Raw genomic sequence first — 14,923 nt, 5'->3', positions numbered from 1 at the left:
GAGGCGCGGCCGGTCAGCCGGTCGACGCGTCCGGCGCGTCCACCGCGCCGCCGAAGCGGCGATCGCGCCCGAGGTAGACGTCGATGCCGTGCCACAGGTCCGTGCGACTGAAGTCCGGCCACAGCGTGTCGAGGAAGACGAACTCGGCGTATGCGGACTCCCAGAGCAGGAAGTTCGACGTGCGCTGCTCGCCGCTGGAGCGGAGGAAGAGGTCGACGTCGGGCATGTCCGGGCGGTAGAGCCGCCGCTGGATCAGCTTCTCCGACACGGCCGAGGGCCGGAGGCGTCCCGCGGCCACGTCGTCGGCGATCGAGCGCATCGCGTCGACGAGCTCGATGCGGCCGCCGTAGTTGACGCACATCGTGAGGGTCAGCACGTCGTTGCCCGCCGTCAGCCGCTCGGCGAACTGCAGCTCCTTGATGACGCTCGACCACAGTCGCGGCTTGCGTCCCGCCCACTGGATGCGCACGCCCCACTCGTTCAGCTGGTCGCGCCGGCGGTGCAGCACGTCGCGGTTGTAGCCCATGAGGAACCGCACCTCCTCGGGCGAGCGCGACCAGTTCTCCGTCGAGAACGCGTACACCGACAGGTGCTTGACGCCTGCCTGGATCGCGCCCGCGACGACGTCGAGCAGCGCCGCCTCCCCCGCTTTGTGTCCCTCGATCCGAGTGAGCCCGCGACGATTCGCCCAGCGCCCGTTTCCGTCCATGACGATGGCGATGTGGTTCGGCACTGCTCCCTTCGGGTACTCCGGCGGGTGCACTCCGGTCCAGTCGAGCGGCCGGTACGGAACCGCGTCGCGGTGGGTGTAGGGCTTGGGGGTCACCGGCGGCCTTCCTGCGAGGGTGACGAGACGTGGGAGAGCGAGCGGATGCCGCGCTCGAGGTGCCACTGCGCATAGGCCGCGATGAGGCCCGAGGCGGCCGCGGTCGCGCCAGGGGACGCGGCATCCACCACGTCCCACTCGCCGGCCATGAGCGACTGCAGCAGCGAGACGGTGGCGGGGTCGACGCGCGCCGCGCCCGTGGGCGCGCAGTCGCGGCACACGATCCCGCCCTGCTGGGCGACGAAGGTGTCGTGGGGCCCGATGCGTCCGCAGCGGGCGCACTCCCCGAGCCCGGGCGCCCAGCCCGACAGCGCCATGGCCCGCAGCAGGTAGGAGTCCAGCACGCTGCGCGAGGCGTGCTCCCCGCGCGACAGCGCGCGCAGCCCGCCCACCAGGAGCAGGTACTGCTGGGGCGTGGCCTCGGCCTCGTTCAGGCGATCGGCCGCCTCCACCATCGCGTGCGCGGAGGTGTAGCGGTCGTAGTGCGCGGCGATGTCGGCGCCGTAGGAGCCGAGCGACTCGGCCTGCTGCACGATGTCGAGCGAGCGGCCCTGGTAGAGCTGCACGTCGGCGACCATGAACGGCTCGAGCCGCGCGCCGAAGCGCGACGACGTGCGCCGCACGCCTTTCGCGACCGCGCGCAGCTTGCCGTGACGGCGGCTGAGCATCGTCAGGATCCTGTCGGCCTCACCCAGCTTGTGGGTGCGCAGGACCACGACTTCGTCGCGGTAGGTGGGCACCCCTCGATTATCCCCGCGCGCGTGCGGGATCGGGCGGCGGCGCGGCGGGCGGGCGGCCAGCGCATCGGAATAACCGTGTACATTGTTCACTATGTCGGGGACTCACATATTGGACACCCTCCTTGCGATCTCCGTCGTGCTGGAGGACGACCAGCGCCGCGAACTCGAGCGACGTGGTCTCACCCAGCCCCGCACCCATCTGCTGTGGCTGCTGCACCACCGAGGTCCGGCGACGCAGGCCCAGCTCGCGGAAGCGCTCGGTGTGACGCCGCGTCATGTCACGACGCTCGTCGACGCGCTCGAAGCGACCGGGTTCGCGCACCGGCAGCCGCATCCCGCCGATCGCCGCGCCGTGCTCGTGACGCTGACCGACCGCGGACGGTCCGCCATGCGGCGGATGGATGCCGAGCACGAGGTGCTCGGCGCCGACCTCGTCGAGGGCCTCGACGAGGAGTCCGTGACGGCGGCGGGCCGGGTGCTGGAGCACGTCCTCGCCAGGCTGCAGTCACTCGTCGCCGAGCACGAGGCGCGCGAGAAGCGTCGGGCGGACTCGGCATGAATCTCTCCACGGACAGCGGCACCGAGGTCCGTGCGCGCGGCCGCGTGCTGCGGCTCGCACGGCTCGCCTGGCGCGCCGAGATCGGCGTGTGGCAGAGCCTCTACCGCTGGATCTTCCGGCGTCCGCGCGTTCCGGCCGGGGCGACGGCCTTCGCCTACCACGCACCCGTCATGACGATCCTCATGGTGTTCATCGTGCTGTCGGCGGTCGAGATCCCGATCATCGACCTGATCGTGCATCCCTGGCCGTGGGTGCGTATCCCGCTGCTCGTCGCGGGCATCTGGGGCCTGACCTGGATGATCGGTCTCGCGCTCAGCTACCTCACCCATCCGCACGCCGTCGGAGCCGCCGGTATCCGCGCACGTGCCGGCGCGGACGTCGACATCGACCTGCCGTGGGAGGTCGTCGCATCGGTCGAGAGATCGCACGACGTCGTCGAGAAGGCGCCGAAGCTGCGCGACGAGCAGCACGGCCGCACGCTGTCCCTGCGCATGGCCAACGAGACCAACATCCTGGTCGTGCTCGAGCGACCGGTCCTCGCACGCGTGTCGGATCGAGACGTCGAGATCGACGCCGTGCGGCTCTGGGCCGACGACGTCGACGGCTTCCTGCAGGCGGTGCGCACCCACATCCCGTGAGTCCTCCTGCGGGCGCGCTGCGCAGCCCGGGCCGCGCGGACGCGACAATGGTCCTGTGAACGAGCCGGTCTTCATCATCCCGCTGTGGGCGGATCTCACCGCCGTGGCCCTCGGAGGGGTGCAGGGCGCCCTGTTCGCCTCCGGCTTCCGGGGCCAGCGCCGACTCGATCTGCTCGGCGTCGCCATCATCGGCGTCGTGGTGGGCATGGGCGGCGGCCTCATCCGCGACCTGCTCCTGAACGTCGCGCCGACCACGCTGCAGAGCAACTGGTACCTGCTGACCGCGACCGGCGCGGCGCTGTTCGGGATGCTCCTCGCCGGCGTCTTCCAGCGCCTCAACGCCCTCATCGTCGGCCTCGACGCCGTGGTCATCGGCATGTTCGGCGCTTTCGGCACCAGCAAGGCGCTGGCCCTCGGTCTCCCCGTGGTGCCCGCCGTGTTCGTCGGCGTCTGCGCCGCCGTGGGGGGCGGCATCCTGCGCGACATGATCATGGGGCTTCCGGTCGCCATCATGCACGTCGGCTCGCTCTACGCGGTCGCCGCCGGTGCCGGATGCCTCGTGCTGGCGGTCTCGCAGCAGCTCGGGCTGAACGTCGTCGCGGCGTCGGCGATCGGCATCCTCGTCACGGCGGTGATCCGCCTTCTCGCGGTGATCTTCGACATCTCGCTGCCCGAGCAGCGAGCCCTCTACCGCCGCAAGGTGGCCGTGGAGACGTCGACGATCCCCATCGTCAAGCCCTGACGACGCCCACCACACACCGACGGGCGCGCGCGGGGATCACCCGCGCACGCCCGTCGACGGTTCGCGCTCAGACGCCCGCGAGGGCCCCGGAGCGCTGCCGCGTGCGGATGGCGCGGTTCACGCCCGACACGATCGCCTTCAGCGACGCGGTCGAGATATCGGAGTCGATGCCGACGCCCCACAGGCGCTCGCCATCGACCTGCAGTTCGATGTACGCGGCGGCCTGCGCGTCGCCGCCTGCGCTCAGGGCGTGCTCGACGTAGTCGTAGAGCGTCACGTCGAATCCCTGCGCGCGGATGATCTCGAGGAACGCCGCGACGGGACCGTTGCCGCGCCCGGATGCCTCGAACCGCTCGTCGCCGTCGCGCAGCGTGATGTCGAGCGAGACATCGCCCGACAGGTCGCTGCGCGTGCTCGTCGCCAGCAGCTCGAACCGGCCCCAGCGCTCGTCGGCGTTGTCGGAAGGCAGGTACTCGTCGGTGAAGATCTTCCAGATCTGCTCGCTCGTGACCTCGCCGCCCTCGGCGTCGGTCTTGGCCTGCACGACGCCCGAGAAGTCGATCTGCAGCCGGCGGGGCAGATCGAGCGAGTGGTCGGTCTTCAGCAGGTAGGCCACGCCGCCCTTGCCCGACTGCGAGTTGACCCGGATGACCGCCTCGTACGAGCGTCCCAGGTCCTTGGGGTCGATCGGCAGGTACGGAACTGCCCAGTCGATGTCGTCGACAGTCACCCCGGCCGCCGCGGCGCGGGCCTCCATCGCCTCGAAGCCCTTCTTGATGGCGTCCTGGTGCGAACCGCTGAACGCGGTGAACACGAGGTCGCCGGCCCACGGGCTGCGCTCGTGGACGGGCAGCTGGTTGCAGTACTCGACGGTCCGCTTGACCTGGTCGACGTCGCTGAAGTCGATCTGCGGGTCGATGCCCTGCGTGAGCAGGTTGATGCCGAGCGCCACCAGGTCGACGTTCCCCGTGCGCTCCCCGTTGCCGAACAGGCATCCCTCGATGCGATCCGCGCCGGCCATATAGCCGAGCTCGGCGGCGGCGATCGCGGTGCCGCGGTCGTTGTGCGGGTGCAGCGACAGGATCACGTTCTCGCGATGCGCCAGGCGCCGGCTCATCCACTCGATCGAGTCGGCGTAGACGTTCGGCGTGGCCATCTCGACCGTGGCGGGGAGGTTGATGATGACCTTGCGCTCCGGGGTCGGCTCGAAGATCTCGATCACCCGGTTGCAGACGTCGAGTGCGAACTCGAGCTCGGTGCCGGTGTAGCTCTCGGGCGAGTACTCGTAGAACACCTGGGTCTCGGGGATGCGCTTCTCGAACTCGCGGCACAGCCGTGCGCCTTCGAGGGCGATGTCGACGATGCCCTGGCGGTCGGTGCGGAACACGACCTCGCGCTGCAGCACACTCGTGGAGTTGTACAGGTGCACGATGGCCTGCTTGGCGCCGGCGATCGACTCGTAGGTGCGCTCGATCAGATGCTCGCGGGCCTGCGTCAGGACCTGGATCGTCACGTCGTCGGGGATGAGGTCCTCTTCGATGAGCTGGCGCACGAAGTCGAAGTCGGTCTGGCTCGCCGACGGGAAGCCGACCTCGATCTCCTTGTACCCCATCCGCACCAGGAGCTCGAACATGATGCGCTTGCGCTCGGGGCTCATCGGGTCGATGAGCGCCTGGTTGCCGTCGCGCAGGTCCACGGCGCACCACCGCGGCGCGGCGGTGATCCGCTGGTCGGGCCAGGTGCGGTCGGGCAGATCCACCCGGATCTGCTCGTGGAAGGGCCGATACTTGTGGATCGGCATGCCCGAGGGCTTCTGGGTGTTCTCCATGATTCGTCGCTTCCGTCTGTTCTCGAGCGGTCACCGGATCGGCCCGGCTCGATGCCTGATGATGCGGGCCAACGAAAGCTCCGCGACGAGGAAGGCCCTAGATCGAGGTCTCGTCGCGGCGGCTAAGAAGGAGAAGCCCGCGGAAGCGCATGGCACCAGGCTACACCCCGTCGCGAGACAGGGCGAACGCGTGACGACCGCCGGATGCCGCGGCATCCGCTTCTGAGACGATCGGCGCGCGGGCGACACCAAGAGGACATGACAGGTCTTCGTCGTCCGCTGCGCCTCGCCATCGTCGCCGTCACCGCGCTCGCCCTCGCCGGCTGCGCGGGTGCGGCGCCATCAGGAACGCCCTCTCCCCCGTCGCTCGGCGCCGTCACCCCCGTGCCGCCCGAGGGCGAGGTGACGGCGGTGGGGACGGTGCTGGACACCGGCAGCGTCCCGGAGCTCTGCCTCGGGCCGGTGGCCGAGTCGTACCCCCCGCAGTGCTCCGGCATCCCGCTCGAGGACTGGACGTGGGAGGGCGTCGAGGGTGCCGAGTCGTCGGGTGACGTGACGTGGGGCGCGTACGCGCTGCAGGGCACCTTCGACGGCGAGTCGTTCACCGTCACGCAGCCGCCCGTCATGCTGGCCCTCTACGACCCGATGGCCCCCGAGGACCCCACCGGCGGTGAGCCCGGTGCGGGCGACGAGCAGACGCTCGCGCGCATCCAGGAGGAGCTGCCCGATCGCCTCGGCTCGTCGTATCTGAGCTCATACCCGCAGGACGGGCGGCTCTGGGTCGACGTCGTCTGGGACGACGGCACCTGGCAGGACGCCGCCGACCGCGAGTTCGGCGAGGACGTCGTGCTCATCCGTTCCGCGCTGCGCGAGAGCGGCGGCTGACCCGGCGCCGAGTGCACGACCGGGGCGCGGCATCCTTCCGGAGTCAGGGGCGGCTCAGAAGCCGAGACGGCCGAGCTGCTTGGGGTCGCGCTGCCACTCCTTCGCGATGCGCACGTGCAGCTTGAGGAACACCTTGGTGCCCAGCAGCGGCTCGATCTGCGCGCGTGCGCGGGCGCCGACGTCGCGCAGCCGGGAGCCCTTGTGCCCGATGATGATGCCCTTCTGGCTGTCGCGTTCGACGACGATGTCGGCGAAGACGTCGGTGATGTCGGAGTCCTCGCGGGCCGCGATCTCCTGCACGACGACGGCGATCGAGTGCGGCAGCTCGTCGCGCACGCCGTCCAGCGCAGCCTCGCGGATGATCTCGGCGACCCGGTCCTCGGTGGACTCGTCGGTCACGACGTCGTCGGCGTACAGCGCCGGCCCCTCGGGCATCAGCGAGAGGAGCTCGTCGCTCAGCACGTCCAGCTGGTCGCGGGTGAGCGCCGAGAGCGGGATGACAGCGGCCCAGTCCTCGCGCAGCTGGTCGACCTCGATCAGACGCTCGGTGATCTGGTCCCGAGTCGCCGCGTCGGTCTTCGTGACGATCGCGACCTTCTTCGCCCTGCCGTAGCCGCCCAGCGACTCCGCGATGCGGCGGTCGCCGGGGCCGACCTTCTCGGTGGCCGGGACGCAGAACCCGATGACGTCGACATCGCCGAGCACCTGCTCGACGAGGTCGTTGAGCCGCTGGCCCAGCAGCGTGCGCGGCTTGTGGAGCCCGGGGGTGTCCACGATGACCAGCTGGCCGCCGGGCCGGTTGAGGATGCCGCGGATCGCGCGCCGCGTCGTCTGCGGCTTGTCGCTCGTGATGGCGACCTTCTCGCCCACGAGGGCGTTGGTGAGCGTGGACTTGCCGACGTTCGGGCGGCCGACGAAGGTCACGAAGCCCGAGCGCCCGTCGACGGGCGCGGGAGAAGCCGTCGGTTCGGTGGCCGGAGCGGCCTCGGGGTCCCGGCCGGTGTCGGAATCGGTCATGGCGTGTCTTCCTTCCTCGGCAGGCGGACCTCTCCGCTGCGGGGGCTCACGGTGCGGATCTCGCCGGTGCGCGTGCCGACCGTGCGGTTCTCGCCGGTCCGCGGCTGACGCGAGGAGTCGGGTGGCGTCTCGCCGCGCTCGACGAAGACCGTCGAGATGCCGCGGCCGCGGCCGCGCGAGGCGCCGCCGGTGAGCACGAGGCCGGCGTACTCCGCCGTCGCGCCCGGCTGGGGGACGCGGCCGAGCGCCTTCCCGAGAAGTCCGCCGATGGAGTCGACGTCCTCGTCCTCGAGCTCCATGCCGAACAGGTCGCCGACCTCGTCGAGCCCGAGCCGTGCGCTGACGCGGTAGTGACCGGGCTCGAGCTCGGTGACCTCCGTGGCGCGCGGGTCGTACTCATCGGCTATGTCGCCGACGAGCTCCTCGATGAGGTCCTCGAGCGTCACGAGTCCCGAGACGCCGCCGTACTCGTCGACGACGAGGCACACGTGCACGGCGTCGCGCTTCATCTGCTGCAGCAGCGTCTCGGCCTTCATCGACTCCGGCACGAACACGGCGGGGCGGGCGATGCGGCTGATGGGGGCGTCGCGCCAGCCCACCTCGTCACGGAAGGCGAACTGCACCAGGTCCTTGAGGTACAGCACTCCGACCACGTCGTCGGCCTCGTCGTCCACGATCGGCACACGCGAGACGCCCTTCTCGAGGAAGACCGTCATGGCCTCGCGGGTCGAGGTCGAGGCATCCACCGTGACCATGTCGGTCCGTGGCACCATCACCGCGCGCACGAACGTGTCGGTGAAGTCGAACACCGAGTGGATCAGCTCGCGGTCGTCCTGCTCGATGAGCTCGTTCTCGGCCGCCTCGTCGATGATGCTGAGCAGCTGCTCCTCCGACGCGAACGACGAGCCGCGCGAGGCGCCCGGGGTGATGCGCGTGCCGAGGGCGACCAGCCCATGGGCGAGGGGGCCGAGGATGACGCGGACGCCGCGGATGATCGGCGCCGCACCGCGCAGCAGGCCCTTCGCGTGAAGGCGGCCCACGGTGCGGGGGCTGGCCCCGACCACGACGTAGGACACGCCCGTCATCAGCAGCGCCGCGGCGAGCATCGCCCACCAGGTGTCGTCGAACAGCAGGATGAAGGCGACCGTGACGAGGACTGCGGCCGTGGTCTCGGCGAGGACGCGGATGAACACGACGGCGTTCGCGTGCGCGTCCGGATCGGCGGCGATGCGCCGCAGGGCGTCCGCGTTGCGACCCTCGGCGCCCAGCTCGGCGAGGTCGGCGCGCGAGGTCACGCCGAGCGCAGCGTCGATCGCGACCATCAGCGCGCCGAACCCGAGGAGCAGGACCGCGGCGGCGAGGAGGAGAGCGGCGGTCATGTGCGCGGTCGTCGACGCTCGGACGCCTGGAACGCCGCGATCAGCTCGCGCTGCAGTCCGAACATCTCGCGCTCCTCCTCCGGCTCGGCGTGGTCGAAGCCGAGGAGGTGGAGCAGGCCGTGCGTGGTGAGGAGGATGAGCTCGTCGAGGGTCGAGTGCTTCGCCGCGACGGCCTGCGTCTCGGCGACCTGCGGGCAGAGCACGATGTCGCCGAGGAGCCCCGGCGGCGTGGGCGCGTCCTCGGTGCCGGGGCGCAGCTCGTCCATCGGGAAGCTCAGCACGTCGGTCGGGCCGGGCTCGTCCATCCACTGCACGTGCAGGGCCTCCATCGCACCCTCGTCCACGAGGAGGATCGCGATGTCGGCGTCGGGGCTGACGTGCAGCTCCGCGAGGTGGTGCTCCATGAGCCGCAGCAGCACGGTCTCGTCGACGGCGATGCCGGACTCGTTGCCGATCTCGATGGTCATGCGCGTCCTCGCTTCGGAAGGTGGTCGCGCGGTCCGCCGTGGCGGACCGTCGCGGCCCGGCGCTCCGCGCGATTGGCGAACTCGGATGCTTCGTCGCGCTCCCTCCGCGCGGCGAGCCGGCGCTCGTCGTACTCGCTGTAGGCGTCGACGATGCGGCCGACGAGCGTGTGACGCACCACGTCCTGGCTGGTGAGGTACGAGAAGTGGATGTCGTCCACCTCGTTCAGCACCCGCGTCACCAGCCGCAGGCCGGAGGCGCCCTGCGGCAGGTCGATCTGCGTGATGTCGCCGGTGACGACCATGCGCGTTCCGAACCCGAGGCGGGTCAGGAACATCTTCATCTGCTCGGGCGTGGTGTTCTGCGCCTCGTCGAGCACGACGAAGGAGTCGTTCAGCGTGCGGCCGCGCATGTACGCCAGCGGCGCGACCTCGATCGTGCCCGTCGCCATGAGCTTGGGCACCAGCTCGGGGTCCATCATCTCGTTGAGCGCGTCGTACAGCGGGCGCAGGTAGGGGTCGATCTTGTCGGTCAGCGTTCCCGGGAGGAATCCCAGGCGCTCCCCCGCCTCGACGGCCGGGCGCGTGAGGATGATGCGGCTCACCTCTTTGCGCTGCAGAGCCTGGACGGCCTTCGCCATGGCGAGATACGTCTTGCCGGTGCCGGCGGGGCCGATGCCGAACACGATCGTGTGCTCGTCGATCGCGTCGACGTAGGCCTTCTGGCCGAGCGTCTTGGGCCGGATGATCTTGCCGCGCGACGACAGGATCGCCTCTCCGAGCACCTCCGACGGACGCGGCCCGCCCTCGGTGCGCAGGATGCGGTTCGACGAAGCGACGTCCTCCTCGCCCAGCGCGTGGCCGGCCTTGGTCATCGTGAGCAGCTCGTCGACGAGGGAGCGCGCCGCGGCGACCGCTCCGGCCTCGCCGGTCAGGGTGATCTCGTTGCCGCGCACGTGCACGTCGACATCGGGGTGCTCCCGCTCGACCACGCGGAGCAGGCGGTCCTGCGGGCCGAGCAGCTGGACCATGGCCACGCCATCGGCCCAGACGCGTTCGACGGTGGTGGCGCGCTCGCGCGCGTCGTGATCAGCAGGTTGGTCAGGCACCTACGCTCTTCTCTTCGAGGCCTCCCGCGAGCACGTGGGCGTGCACGTGGAAGACGGTCTGGCCCGCGTTGGGGCCGGTGTTGAAGACCAGCCGGAAGTCGCCGTCCGCGTGTTCGGCGGCGAGCTTGTTGGCCAGGCCCACGAGTTCCGCCATCAGGTCGGGGTCGCCGGCGGCGAGCTCGACGACGTTCCGGTAGTCCTCGCTCTTGGGGATCACCAGCAGGTGCACGGGCGCCTGCGGGTGGATGTCGCGGATCGCGAACGCGTTCTCGGTCTCTGCGATGATCTCGGACGGGATCTCCCCGTTGTGGATGCGCGTGAAGATCGAGGGTTCGCTCATGCGGCAAGTCTAGCGACGGGGCCCTGCCACCGGCTCGGGCGCCGATCGACCGGTGCGCCATGCCGGCCCGGCGCACGGCCCACCCTTCACCACCGTCCCAGCGCCGCGCTGACGACGGCCAGGGCGGCCGGGCCCGCGGTGGAGGTGCGCAGGACGGTGTCGCCCAGGCGCACGGCCCGGGCGCCCGCGGCGGTGAGGACGTCCAGCTCCTCGGGGGCGATGCCGCCCTCGGGGCCGACGACGAGGACGATGTCGCGCTCCTCCCCCTCGCCCACCCGCAGGGCGCTCAGGGGCTCCGTCGCCGTCGGCTCCAGGATCAGGACGACGGATGCCTCCGCCCGGCGTGCCAGCTGAGCGGTGGTCGTCAGCTCCGCGACGTCCGGGAGCCACGCGCGGTGAGCCTGCTTCGCGGCCTCGCGGACGATCGTGGCCCATCGCGCCCGCCCCTTCGACGCCTTCGCCGCGTCCCAGCGCGACACACTCCGGGCGGCCTGCCACGGCACGATCTCGTCCACGCCCAGCTCGGTCGCCGCCTGCACGGCGAGCTCGTCGCGGTCTCCCTTGGCCAGCGCCTGCACGAGCACGACCCGTGGTCGCGGTGCGGGGGCATCCGTCCGCTCGCGGACCCGGACGACGACCTCGCGCGGCGCGACGGCCTCGACCTCGCCGGTCAGCCACGCACCCCTCCCGTCGCCGACGGTGACGCCCTCGCCGACGCGGACACGGCGCACGGTGGCGGCGTGATGCGCCTCGGGGCCGGTCAAGGTCACGGTCCTCCCGGGCGAGAGCCCAGCGGCGTCGTCGACGAGGAAGTGCAGCGGCATGGCTCAGCCGTTCCGGAAGCGGTCGCGCAACTTGGCGAACAGTCCCTGGTGGAACTCCGCGAGCCGGGGACCGGGGGCCTTCGTGCGCTTGGCGAACTCCTCGATCAGGGCGCGCTCCTTGTGGTCCAGCCGCGTCGGGGTCACCACGTGCACGCCGACCTTGAGATCGCCGCGCTGCGAGCCGCGCAGCGGGGTGATGCCGCGCCCCTTGATCGTCAGGATGTCGCCGGCCTGCACGCCGGGGCGCACCTCGAGCTCGACCGGGCCGTCCAGCGACTGGATCGTCGTGGTCGTGCCGAGGATCGCGTCGGGCATCGACACCTCGAGGGTCGCCAGCAGGTCGTCGCCGTCACGGCTGAACACCTCGTGGGGCGACACCGTCACCTCGATGTACAGGTCGCCGTTCGGGCCGCCGGCGGGGCCGACCTCGCCCGAGCCCGGCAGCTGCAGGCGCAGGCCGGTCTCCACGCCGGCGGGGATGTCGAGGGACACGGTGCGGCGCGCGCGCACACGCCCCTGCCCCTGGCACGTCGCGCAGGGGTACGGGATCGTAGTGCCGTAGCCCTGGCACACGTTGCACGGCTGCGACGTCACGACGTTGCCCAGCAGGCTCCGCACCTGACGCTGGACGTTGCCCGTGCCGTGGCAGATGTCGCACGTCACGGGGCTGGTGCCGGGCTGGCAGCACGACCCCTGGCAGGTCTCGCACAGCACGGCGGTGTCGACGTCGATGTCGCGGTGGGCGCCGAACACCACGTCCCCGAGCTCCAGGGTGACGCGCACGAGGGCGTCCTGCCCGCGCTCGCGCCGCGACCGCGGCCGGCCGCCGCGCGTGCCCCCGGCCGCGCCGAAGAAGGTCTCGAAGATGTCGTTGAACCCGCCGAACCCGCCGGCGCCGCCGAACGGAGAATCGGCGCCGCCCACGTCGTAGCGGGCGCGCTGCTCGGGGTCGCTGAGCACGTCGTAGGCGTGCGTGACGAGCTTGAACCTCTCGGCCGCGTCCTCGCCGGGGTTCACGTCCGGGTGGAGCTGGCGCGCGAGCTTGCGGTAGGCCTTCTTGATCTCGTCGGGGGTGGCCTCGCGCGAAACGCCGAGGACCTCGTAGTGGTCAGCCACTTTCGCCTTCCTGCCGCGGCGGCGCCGCGGGATCGTGGGTACGCGTCCGCGTCAGCGGGAGCTGTCGTCCTGCTCGAGCATGCGCGTGAGGTAGCGCGCGACGGCACGGACCGCCGCGAGGTTCGAGGGGTAGTCCATGCGGGTGGGGCCGAGCACGCCGACACGCGCGAGCGAGCCGGTGGCATCGTAATCGCTGGCGACGACGGATGCCTCGGCCAGGCCGAACGGCTCGTTCTCGCGTCCGATGCTGGCGGCGAGCCCCTGCTCGTCGGCCACCATCTCGCCCATGAGCCGCAGCAGCGTCACCTGCTCCTCGATCGCCTCGAGGAGCGGATAGATGCTGCCGCGGAAGTCCGACTCGCTGCGCGCGAGATTGGCGCTGCCGGCCATCACGAGCCTGTCCTGGCGGAACTCCTCGAGCTCCTCGGCGACCGCACGCACGATCTCGTCGGTGGCGCGCTCGTGGGCGGGGGCTTGCGGGGCCTGCGCCTCCAGGCGGTCGGCGATGCGCTGCAGCCCCTCCCGGACGGGCCGGCCCACCAGCAGCGTGCCGAGCTCGGCACGGATGCGCGCGAGATCGGCCTCGTCGAACTCGTCGCCCACGAAGGCGAGCCGCTGCGAGACCCGGCCGGTGTCGGTGACGACGATGACGAGCATGCGCCCGGCGCCGAGCTGCACGAGCTCGACGTGCGTGACGGTGGCGCGGGCGAACGACGGGTACTGCACGATCGCGACCTGGCCCGTGAGCTGCGTGAGTGCGCGCACCGTGCGCACGAGCACATCGTCGAGGTCTCCGGGGCCGTCGAGGAACGAGGCGATCGCGGACCGCTGCGCCGGCGAGAGCGGCCGCAGCTCCGCCAGATGGTCGACGAACACCCGATACCCCTTGTCGGTCGGCACGCGGCCGGACGACGTGTGCGGGGCGGCGATGAGCTCCTCGTCTTCGAGCAGGGCCATGTCGTTGCGGATGGTCGCCGCAGAGACGCCGAAGGCGTGCCGCTCGACGATCGCCTTGCTGCCGACCGGCTCGCGCGTGTCGACGTAGTCCTGGACGATCGCCCGCAGCACCTGGAGTCCGCGCTCGCTGACCATCACGCCTCCTCACGCCCGATCTGGCACTCGCATGACTGGAGTGCCAATTCTATCCGATGAGCCCGTCACGATCGCTGAGCGACGCCGCGTCCGCAGATCTCCGCGCGGCTCCGCCCCGGCACGCCCCGGCGCGGGCGCCTCACGGCGTCAGCGCCCGGACGACGGCGTCGGCCAGGAGCCGCCCGCGTCGGGTGAGCACGACACGGCCCCGGAGCGCGTCCCGCCCCTCGATCAGGCCGTCGGCGATCAGCGCGGCCACCGCGTGCCGACCCTCGCCCAGCAGCTCGTCGACGGGCATCCCCTCGCGGATGCGGGTGCGCAGCAGTACGCTCTCCAGACCGCGGGCGGCGGCATCCGGGATCTCCCGCCCCGCCGCGGGCGACTCGCCGGCCGCGAGGCGCTGGGCGTAGGCCGCCGGGTGCTTGACGTTCCAGAAGCGCACGCCGTTGACGTGGCTGTGGGCGCCGGGGCCGAAGCCCCACCAGTCGGTCCCCGTCCAGTACGCCAGGTTGTGCCGGGAGCGGTGCTCGGGGCCGCGGGACCAGTTCGACACCTCGTACCAGTCGAAGCCGGCGACGGACAGCAGGTCGTCGGCGAGCTCGTACATGTCGGCCTGCAGGTCGTCGTCGGGCGCGGCGACCTCGCCGCGGCGGATCTGACGGGCGAGCTTGGTGCCATCCTCGATGATCAGCGCGTAGGCCGAGATGTGGTCGGGCTCCAGCGCGACGGCCGTCGCGAGGGAGCTGCGCCAGTCGTCGAGCGTCTCGCCCGGTGCGCCGTAGATGAGGTCGACGCTGACGTCGAGTCCCGCCTCGCGTGCGGCCGACACGGCGGTGCGCACGTTGTCGGGGTCGTGGGTGCGGTCGAGCGCTGCCAGGACGCGGGGGACGGCGGACTGCATGCCGATCGACATCCGGGTGACCCTCGCTGCCGCCAGCTCGGCCGCCACCGCCGGCGACACCGTGTCGGGATTGGCCTCGACGGTGATCTCCGCGTCGTCCCGGAGCCCGAACGCCTCGCGCACCCCGTCGAGCATGCGCGCGAGATCCCCCGGCGGCAGCAGCGTGGGCGTGCCTCCGCCGAAGAAGACCGTCGATGCAGGCCGGGTGCCGCCGGCGCGCTCGAGGACGCTCCGGGCGAGGCCGATCTCGCGCAGGAGCGTGTCGGCGTACTGGTCCTGGCGTGCCCCGCGCAGCTCGGACGCCGTGTAGGTGTTGAAGTCGCAGTACCCGCACCGCACGCGGCAGAAGGGCACGTGCAGGTACACGCCGAAGTCGGTGGCCTGATCGATGCGGATGCCGGCCGGCAGCGAGCCGTCCGCCGGAACGGGCTCGCCGAGAGGAAGAGCGGAGCCCATCAGCGCC

At 71.4% G+C, this 14,923-nt stretch carries 16 protein-coding genes; 4 read left to right on the top strand and 12 right to left on the bottom strand.

Annotated features, from left to right (window positions below; all coding sequences use genetic code 11):
- Window positions 1-13 precede the first annotated feature (13 nt).
- Both ACZBH1_RS15385 and recO read right to left on the bottom strand, forming a co-directional pair.
- Entirely contained in the window at window positions 14-826 is an 813-nt protein-coding gene (locus ACZBH1_RS15385) for an isoprenyl transferase (RefSeq protein ID WP_336397090.1), read from the bottom strand.
- Entirely contained in the window at window positions 823-1,566 is a 744-nt protein-coding gene (gene recO, locus ACZBH1_RS15380; RefSeq protein ID WP_336397089.1) for a DNA repair protein RecO, read from the bottom strand. The genes ACZBH1_RS15385 and recO overlap by 4 nt, the downstream gene beginning before the upstream one ends.
- 91 nt (window positions 1,567-1,657) lie before the next feature.
- Here recO and ACZBH1_RS15375 point away from each other — a divergent pair, with 91 nt between their 5' ends.
- From ACZBH1_RS15375 to ACZBH1_RS15365, 3 genes are read left to right on the top strand one after another with little or no spacing between them, the layout of a single operon-like run.
- Window positions 1,658-2,125: a MarR family winged helix-turn-helix transcriptional regulator gene (locus tag ACZBH1_RS15375; protein WP_463646882.1), complete on the top strand. Its 468-nt coding sequence runs from the start codon at window positions 1,658-1,660 to the stop codon at window positions 2,123-2,125.
- Window positions 2,122-2,763 carry a hypothetical protein gene (locus tag ACZBH1_RS15370; RefSeq protein ID WP_463646881.1) on the top strand — a complete coding sequence of 214 codons (642 nt, stop codon included), beginning with the start codon at window positions 2,122-2,124 and terminating at the stop codon, window positions 2,761-2,763. The genes ACZBH1_RS15375 and ACZBH1_RS15370 overlap by 4 nt, the downstream gene beginning before the upstream one ends.
- A gap of 55 nt (window positions 2,764-2,818) precedes the next feature.
- Window positions 2,819-3,505, top strand: coding sequence for a trimeric intracellular cation channel family protein (locus ACZBH1_RS15365; RefSeq protein ID WP_463646880.1), 687 nt, complete (start codon window positions 2,819-2,821; stop codon window positions 3,503-3,505).
- 67 nt (window positions 3,506-3,572) lie between these two features.
- On the opposite strand, the gene leuA is transcribed toward ACZBH1_RS15365, so the two are convergent.
- A complete protein-coding gene (gene leuA, locus ACZBH1_RS15360) occupies window positions 3,573-5,333 on the bottom strand; it encodes a 2-isopropylmalate synthase (protein WP_336397085.1) in 1,761 nt (586 codons plus the stop codon).
- Between the two features lie 258 nt (window positions 5,334-5,591).
- Between leuA and ACZBH1_RS15355 the strand changes: the two genes are divergently transcribed.
- Window positions 5,592-6,218, top strand: coding sequence for a hypothetical protein (locus ACZBH1_RS15355; RefSeq protein WP_463646879.1), 627 nt, complete (start codon window positions 5,592-5,594; stop codon window positions 6,216-6,218).
- 54 nt (window positions 6,219-6,272) lie between these two features.
- Here the strand turns inward: ACZBH1_RS15355 and era are convergent, their stop codons facing one another.
- The 9 genes from era to hemW form a co-directional block, all read right to left on the bottom strand.
- Entirely contained in the window at window positions 6,273-7,235 is a 963-nt protein-coding gene (gene era, locus ACZBH1_RS15350) for a GTPase Era (protein WP_463646878.1), read from the bottom strand.
- The gene (locus ACZBH1_RS15345; RefSeq protein ID WP_336397082.1) at window positions 7,232-8,614 is read right to left on the bottom strand and encodes a hemolysin family protein; all 1,383 of its coding nucleotides are present in this window, start codon (window positions 8,612-8,614) and stop codon (window positions 7,232-7,234) included. The genes era and ACZBH1_RS15345 overlap by 4 nt, the downstream gene beginning before the upstream one ends.
- The gene (ybeY, locus tag ACZBH1_RS15340) at window positions 8,611-9,081 is read right to left on the bottom strand and encodes an rRNA maturation RNase YbeY (protein WP_336397081.1); all 471 of its coding nucleotides are present in this window, start codon (window positions 9,079-9,081) and stop codon (window positions 8,611-8,613) included. Before ybeY ends, ACZBH1_RS15345 begins: the two co-directional genes overlap by 4 nt.
- Complete coding sequence (locus ACZBH1_RS15335) at window positions 9,078-10,109, bottom strand: PhoH family protein (protein ID WP_336397138.1); 1,032 nt, start codon at window positions 10,107-10,109, stop codon at window positions 9,078-9,080. Before ACZBH1_RS15335 ends, ybeY begins: the two co-directional genes overlap by 4 nt.
- Window positions 10,110-10,179: 70 nt before the next feature.
- Entirely contained in the window at window positions 10,180-10,527 is a 348-nt protein-coding gene (locus ACZBH1_RS15330) for an HIT domain-containing protein (RefSeq protein ID WP_336397080.1), read from the bottom strand.
- An 86-nt stretch (window positions 10,528-10,613) separates the two neighbouring features.
- Window positions 10,614-11,351, bottom strand: a complete 738-nt coding sequence (locus tag ACZBH1_RS15325) for a 16S rRNA (uracil(1498)-N(3))-methyltransferase (RefSeq protein WP_378880999.1) — start codon at window positions 11,349-11,351, stop codon at window positions 10,614-10,616.
- A 3-nt stretch (window positions 11,352-11,354) separates the two neighbouring features.
- A complete protein-coding gene (gene dnaJ / locus ACZBH1_RS15320) occupies window positions 11,355-12,467 on the bottom strand; it encodes a molecular chaperone DnaJ (RefSeq protein ID WP_463646877.1) in 1,113 nt (370 codons plus the stop codon).
- Between the two features lie 51 nt (window positions 12,468-12,518).
- Window positions 12,519-13,559 (bottom strand): heat-inducible transcriptional repressor HrcA, encoded by a 1,041-nt coding sequence (gene hrcA, locus ACZBH1_RS15315; RefSeq protein WP_336397077.1) that lies wholly within the window; start codon window positions 13,557-13,559, stop codon window positions 12,519-12,521.
- Between the two features lie 139 nt (window positions 13,560-13,698).
- The gene (gene hemW / locus ACZBH1_RS15310; RefSeq protein WP_463646876.1) at window positions 13,699-14,916 is read right to left on the bottom strand and encodes a radical SAM family heme chaperone HemW; all 1,218 of its coding nucleotides are present in this window, start codon (window positions 14,914-14,916) and stop codon (window positions 13,699-13,701) included.
- Between the last annotated feature and the right edge of the window lie 7 nt (window positions 14,917-14,923).

Source organism: Microbacterium sp. ZXT2-5 (assembly GCF_055329545.1).
Note: the sequence above shows the minus strand (reverse complement) of the source record. Positions and strands in the feature narration are given on the sequence as shown.

What these genes read in the sequence shown, in the direction of transcription:
- ACZBH1_RS15375 (WP_463646882.1), top strand. Translation starts at nt 1,658, where the DNA reads ATGTCGGGGACTCACATATTGGACACCCTCCTTGCGATCTCCGTCGTG.
- ACZBH1_RS15370 (WP_463646881.1), top strand. Translation starts at nt 2,122, where the DNA reads ATGAATCTCTCCACGGACAGCGGCACCGAGGTCCGTGCGCGCGGCCGC.
- leuA (WP_336397085.1), bottom strand. Translation starts at nt 5,333, where the DNA reads ATGGAGAACACCCAGAAGCCCTCGGGCATGCCGATCCACAAGTATCGG.
- ACZBH1_RS15355 (WP_463646879.1), top strand. Translation starts at nt 5,592, where the DNA reads ATGACAGGTCTTCGTCGTCCGCTGCGCCTCGCCATCGTCGCCGTCACC.
- era (WP_463646878.1), bottom strand. Translation starts at nt 7,235, where the DNA reads ATGACCGATTCCGACACCGGCCGGGACCCCGAGGCCGCTCCGGCCACC.
- ACZBH1_RS15345 (WP_336397082.1), bottom strand. Translation starts at nt 8,614, where the DNA reads ATGACCGCCGCTCTCCTCCTCGCCGCCGCGGTCCTGCTCCTCGGGTTC.
- ybeY (WP_336397081.1), bottom strand. Translation starts at nt 9,081, where the DNA reads ATGACCATCGAGATCGGCAACGAGTCCGGCATCGCCGTCGACGAGACC.
- ACZBH1_RS15335 (WP_336397138.1), bottom strand. Translation starts at nt 10,109, where the DNA reads ATGGTCCAGCTGCTCGGCCCGCAGGACCGCCTGCTCCGCGTGGTCGAG.
- ACZBH1_RS15330 (WP_336397080.1), bottom strand. Translation starts at nt 10,527, where the DNA reads ATGAGCGAACCCTCGATCTTCACGCGCATCCACAACGGGGAGATCCCG.
- ACZBH1_RS15325 (WP_378880999.1), bottom strand. Translation starts at nt 11,351, where the DNA reads ATGCCGCTGCACTTCCTCGTCGACGACGCCGCTGGGCTCTCGCCCGGG.
- hrcA (WP_336397077.1), bottom strand. Translation starts at nt 13,559, where the DNA reads ATGGTCAGCGAGCGCGGACTCCAGGTGCTGCGGGCGATCGTCCAGGAC.
- hemW (WP_463646876.1), bottom strand. Translation starts at nt 14,916, where the DNA reads ATGGGCTCCGCTCTTCCTCTCGGCGAGCCCGTTCCGGCGGACGGCTCG.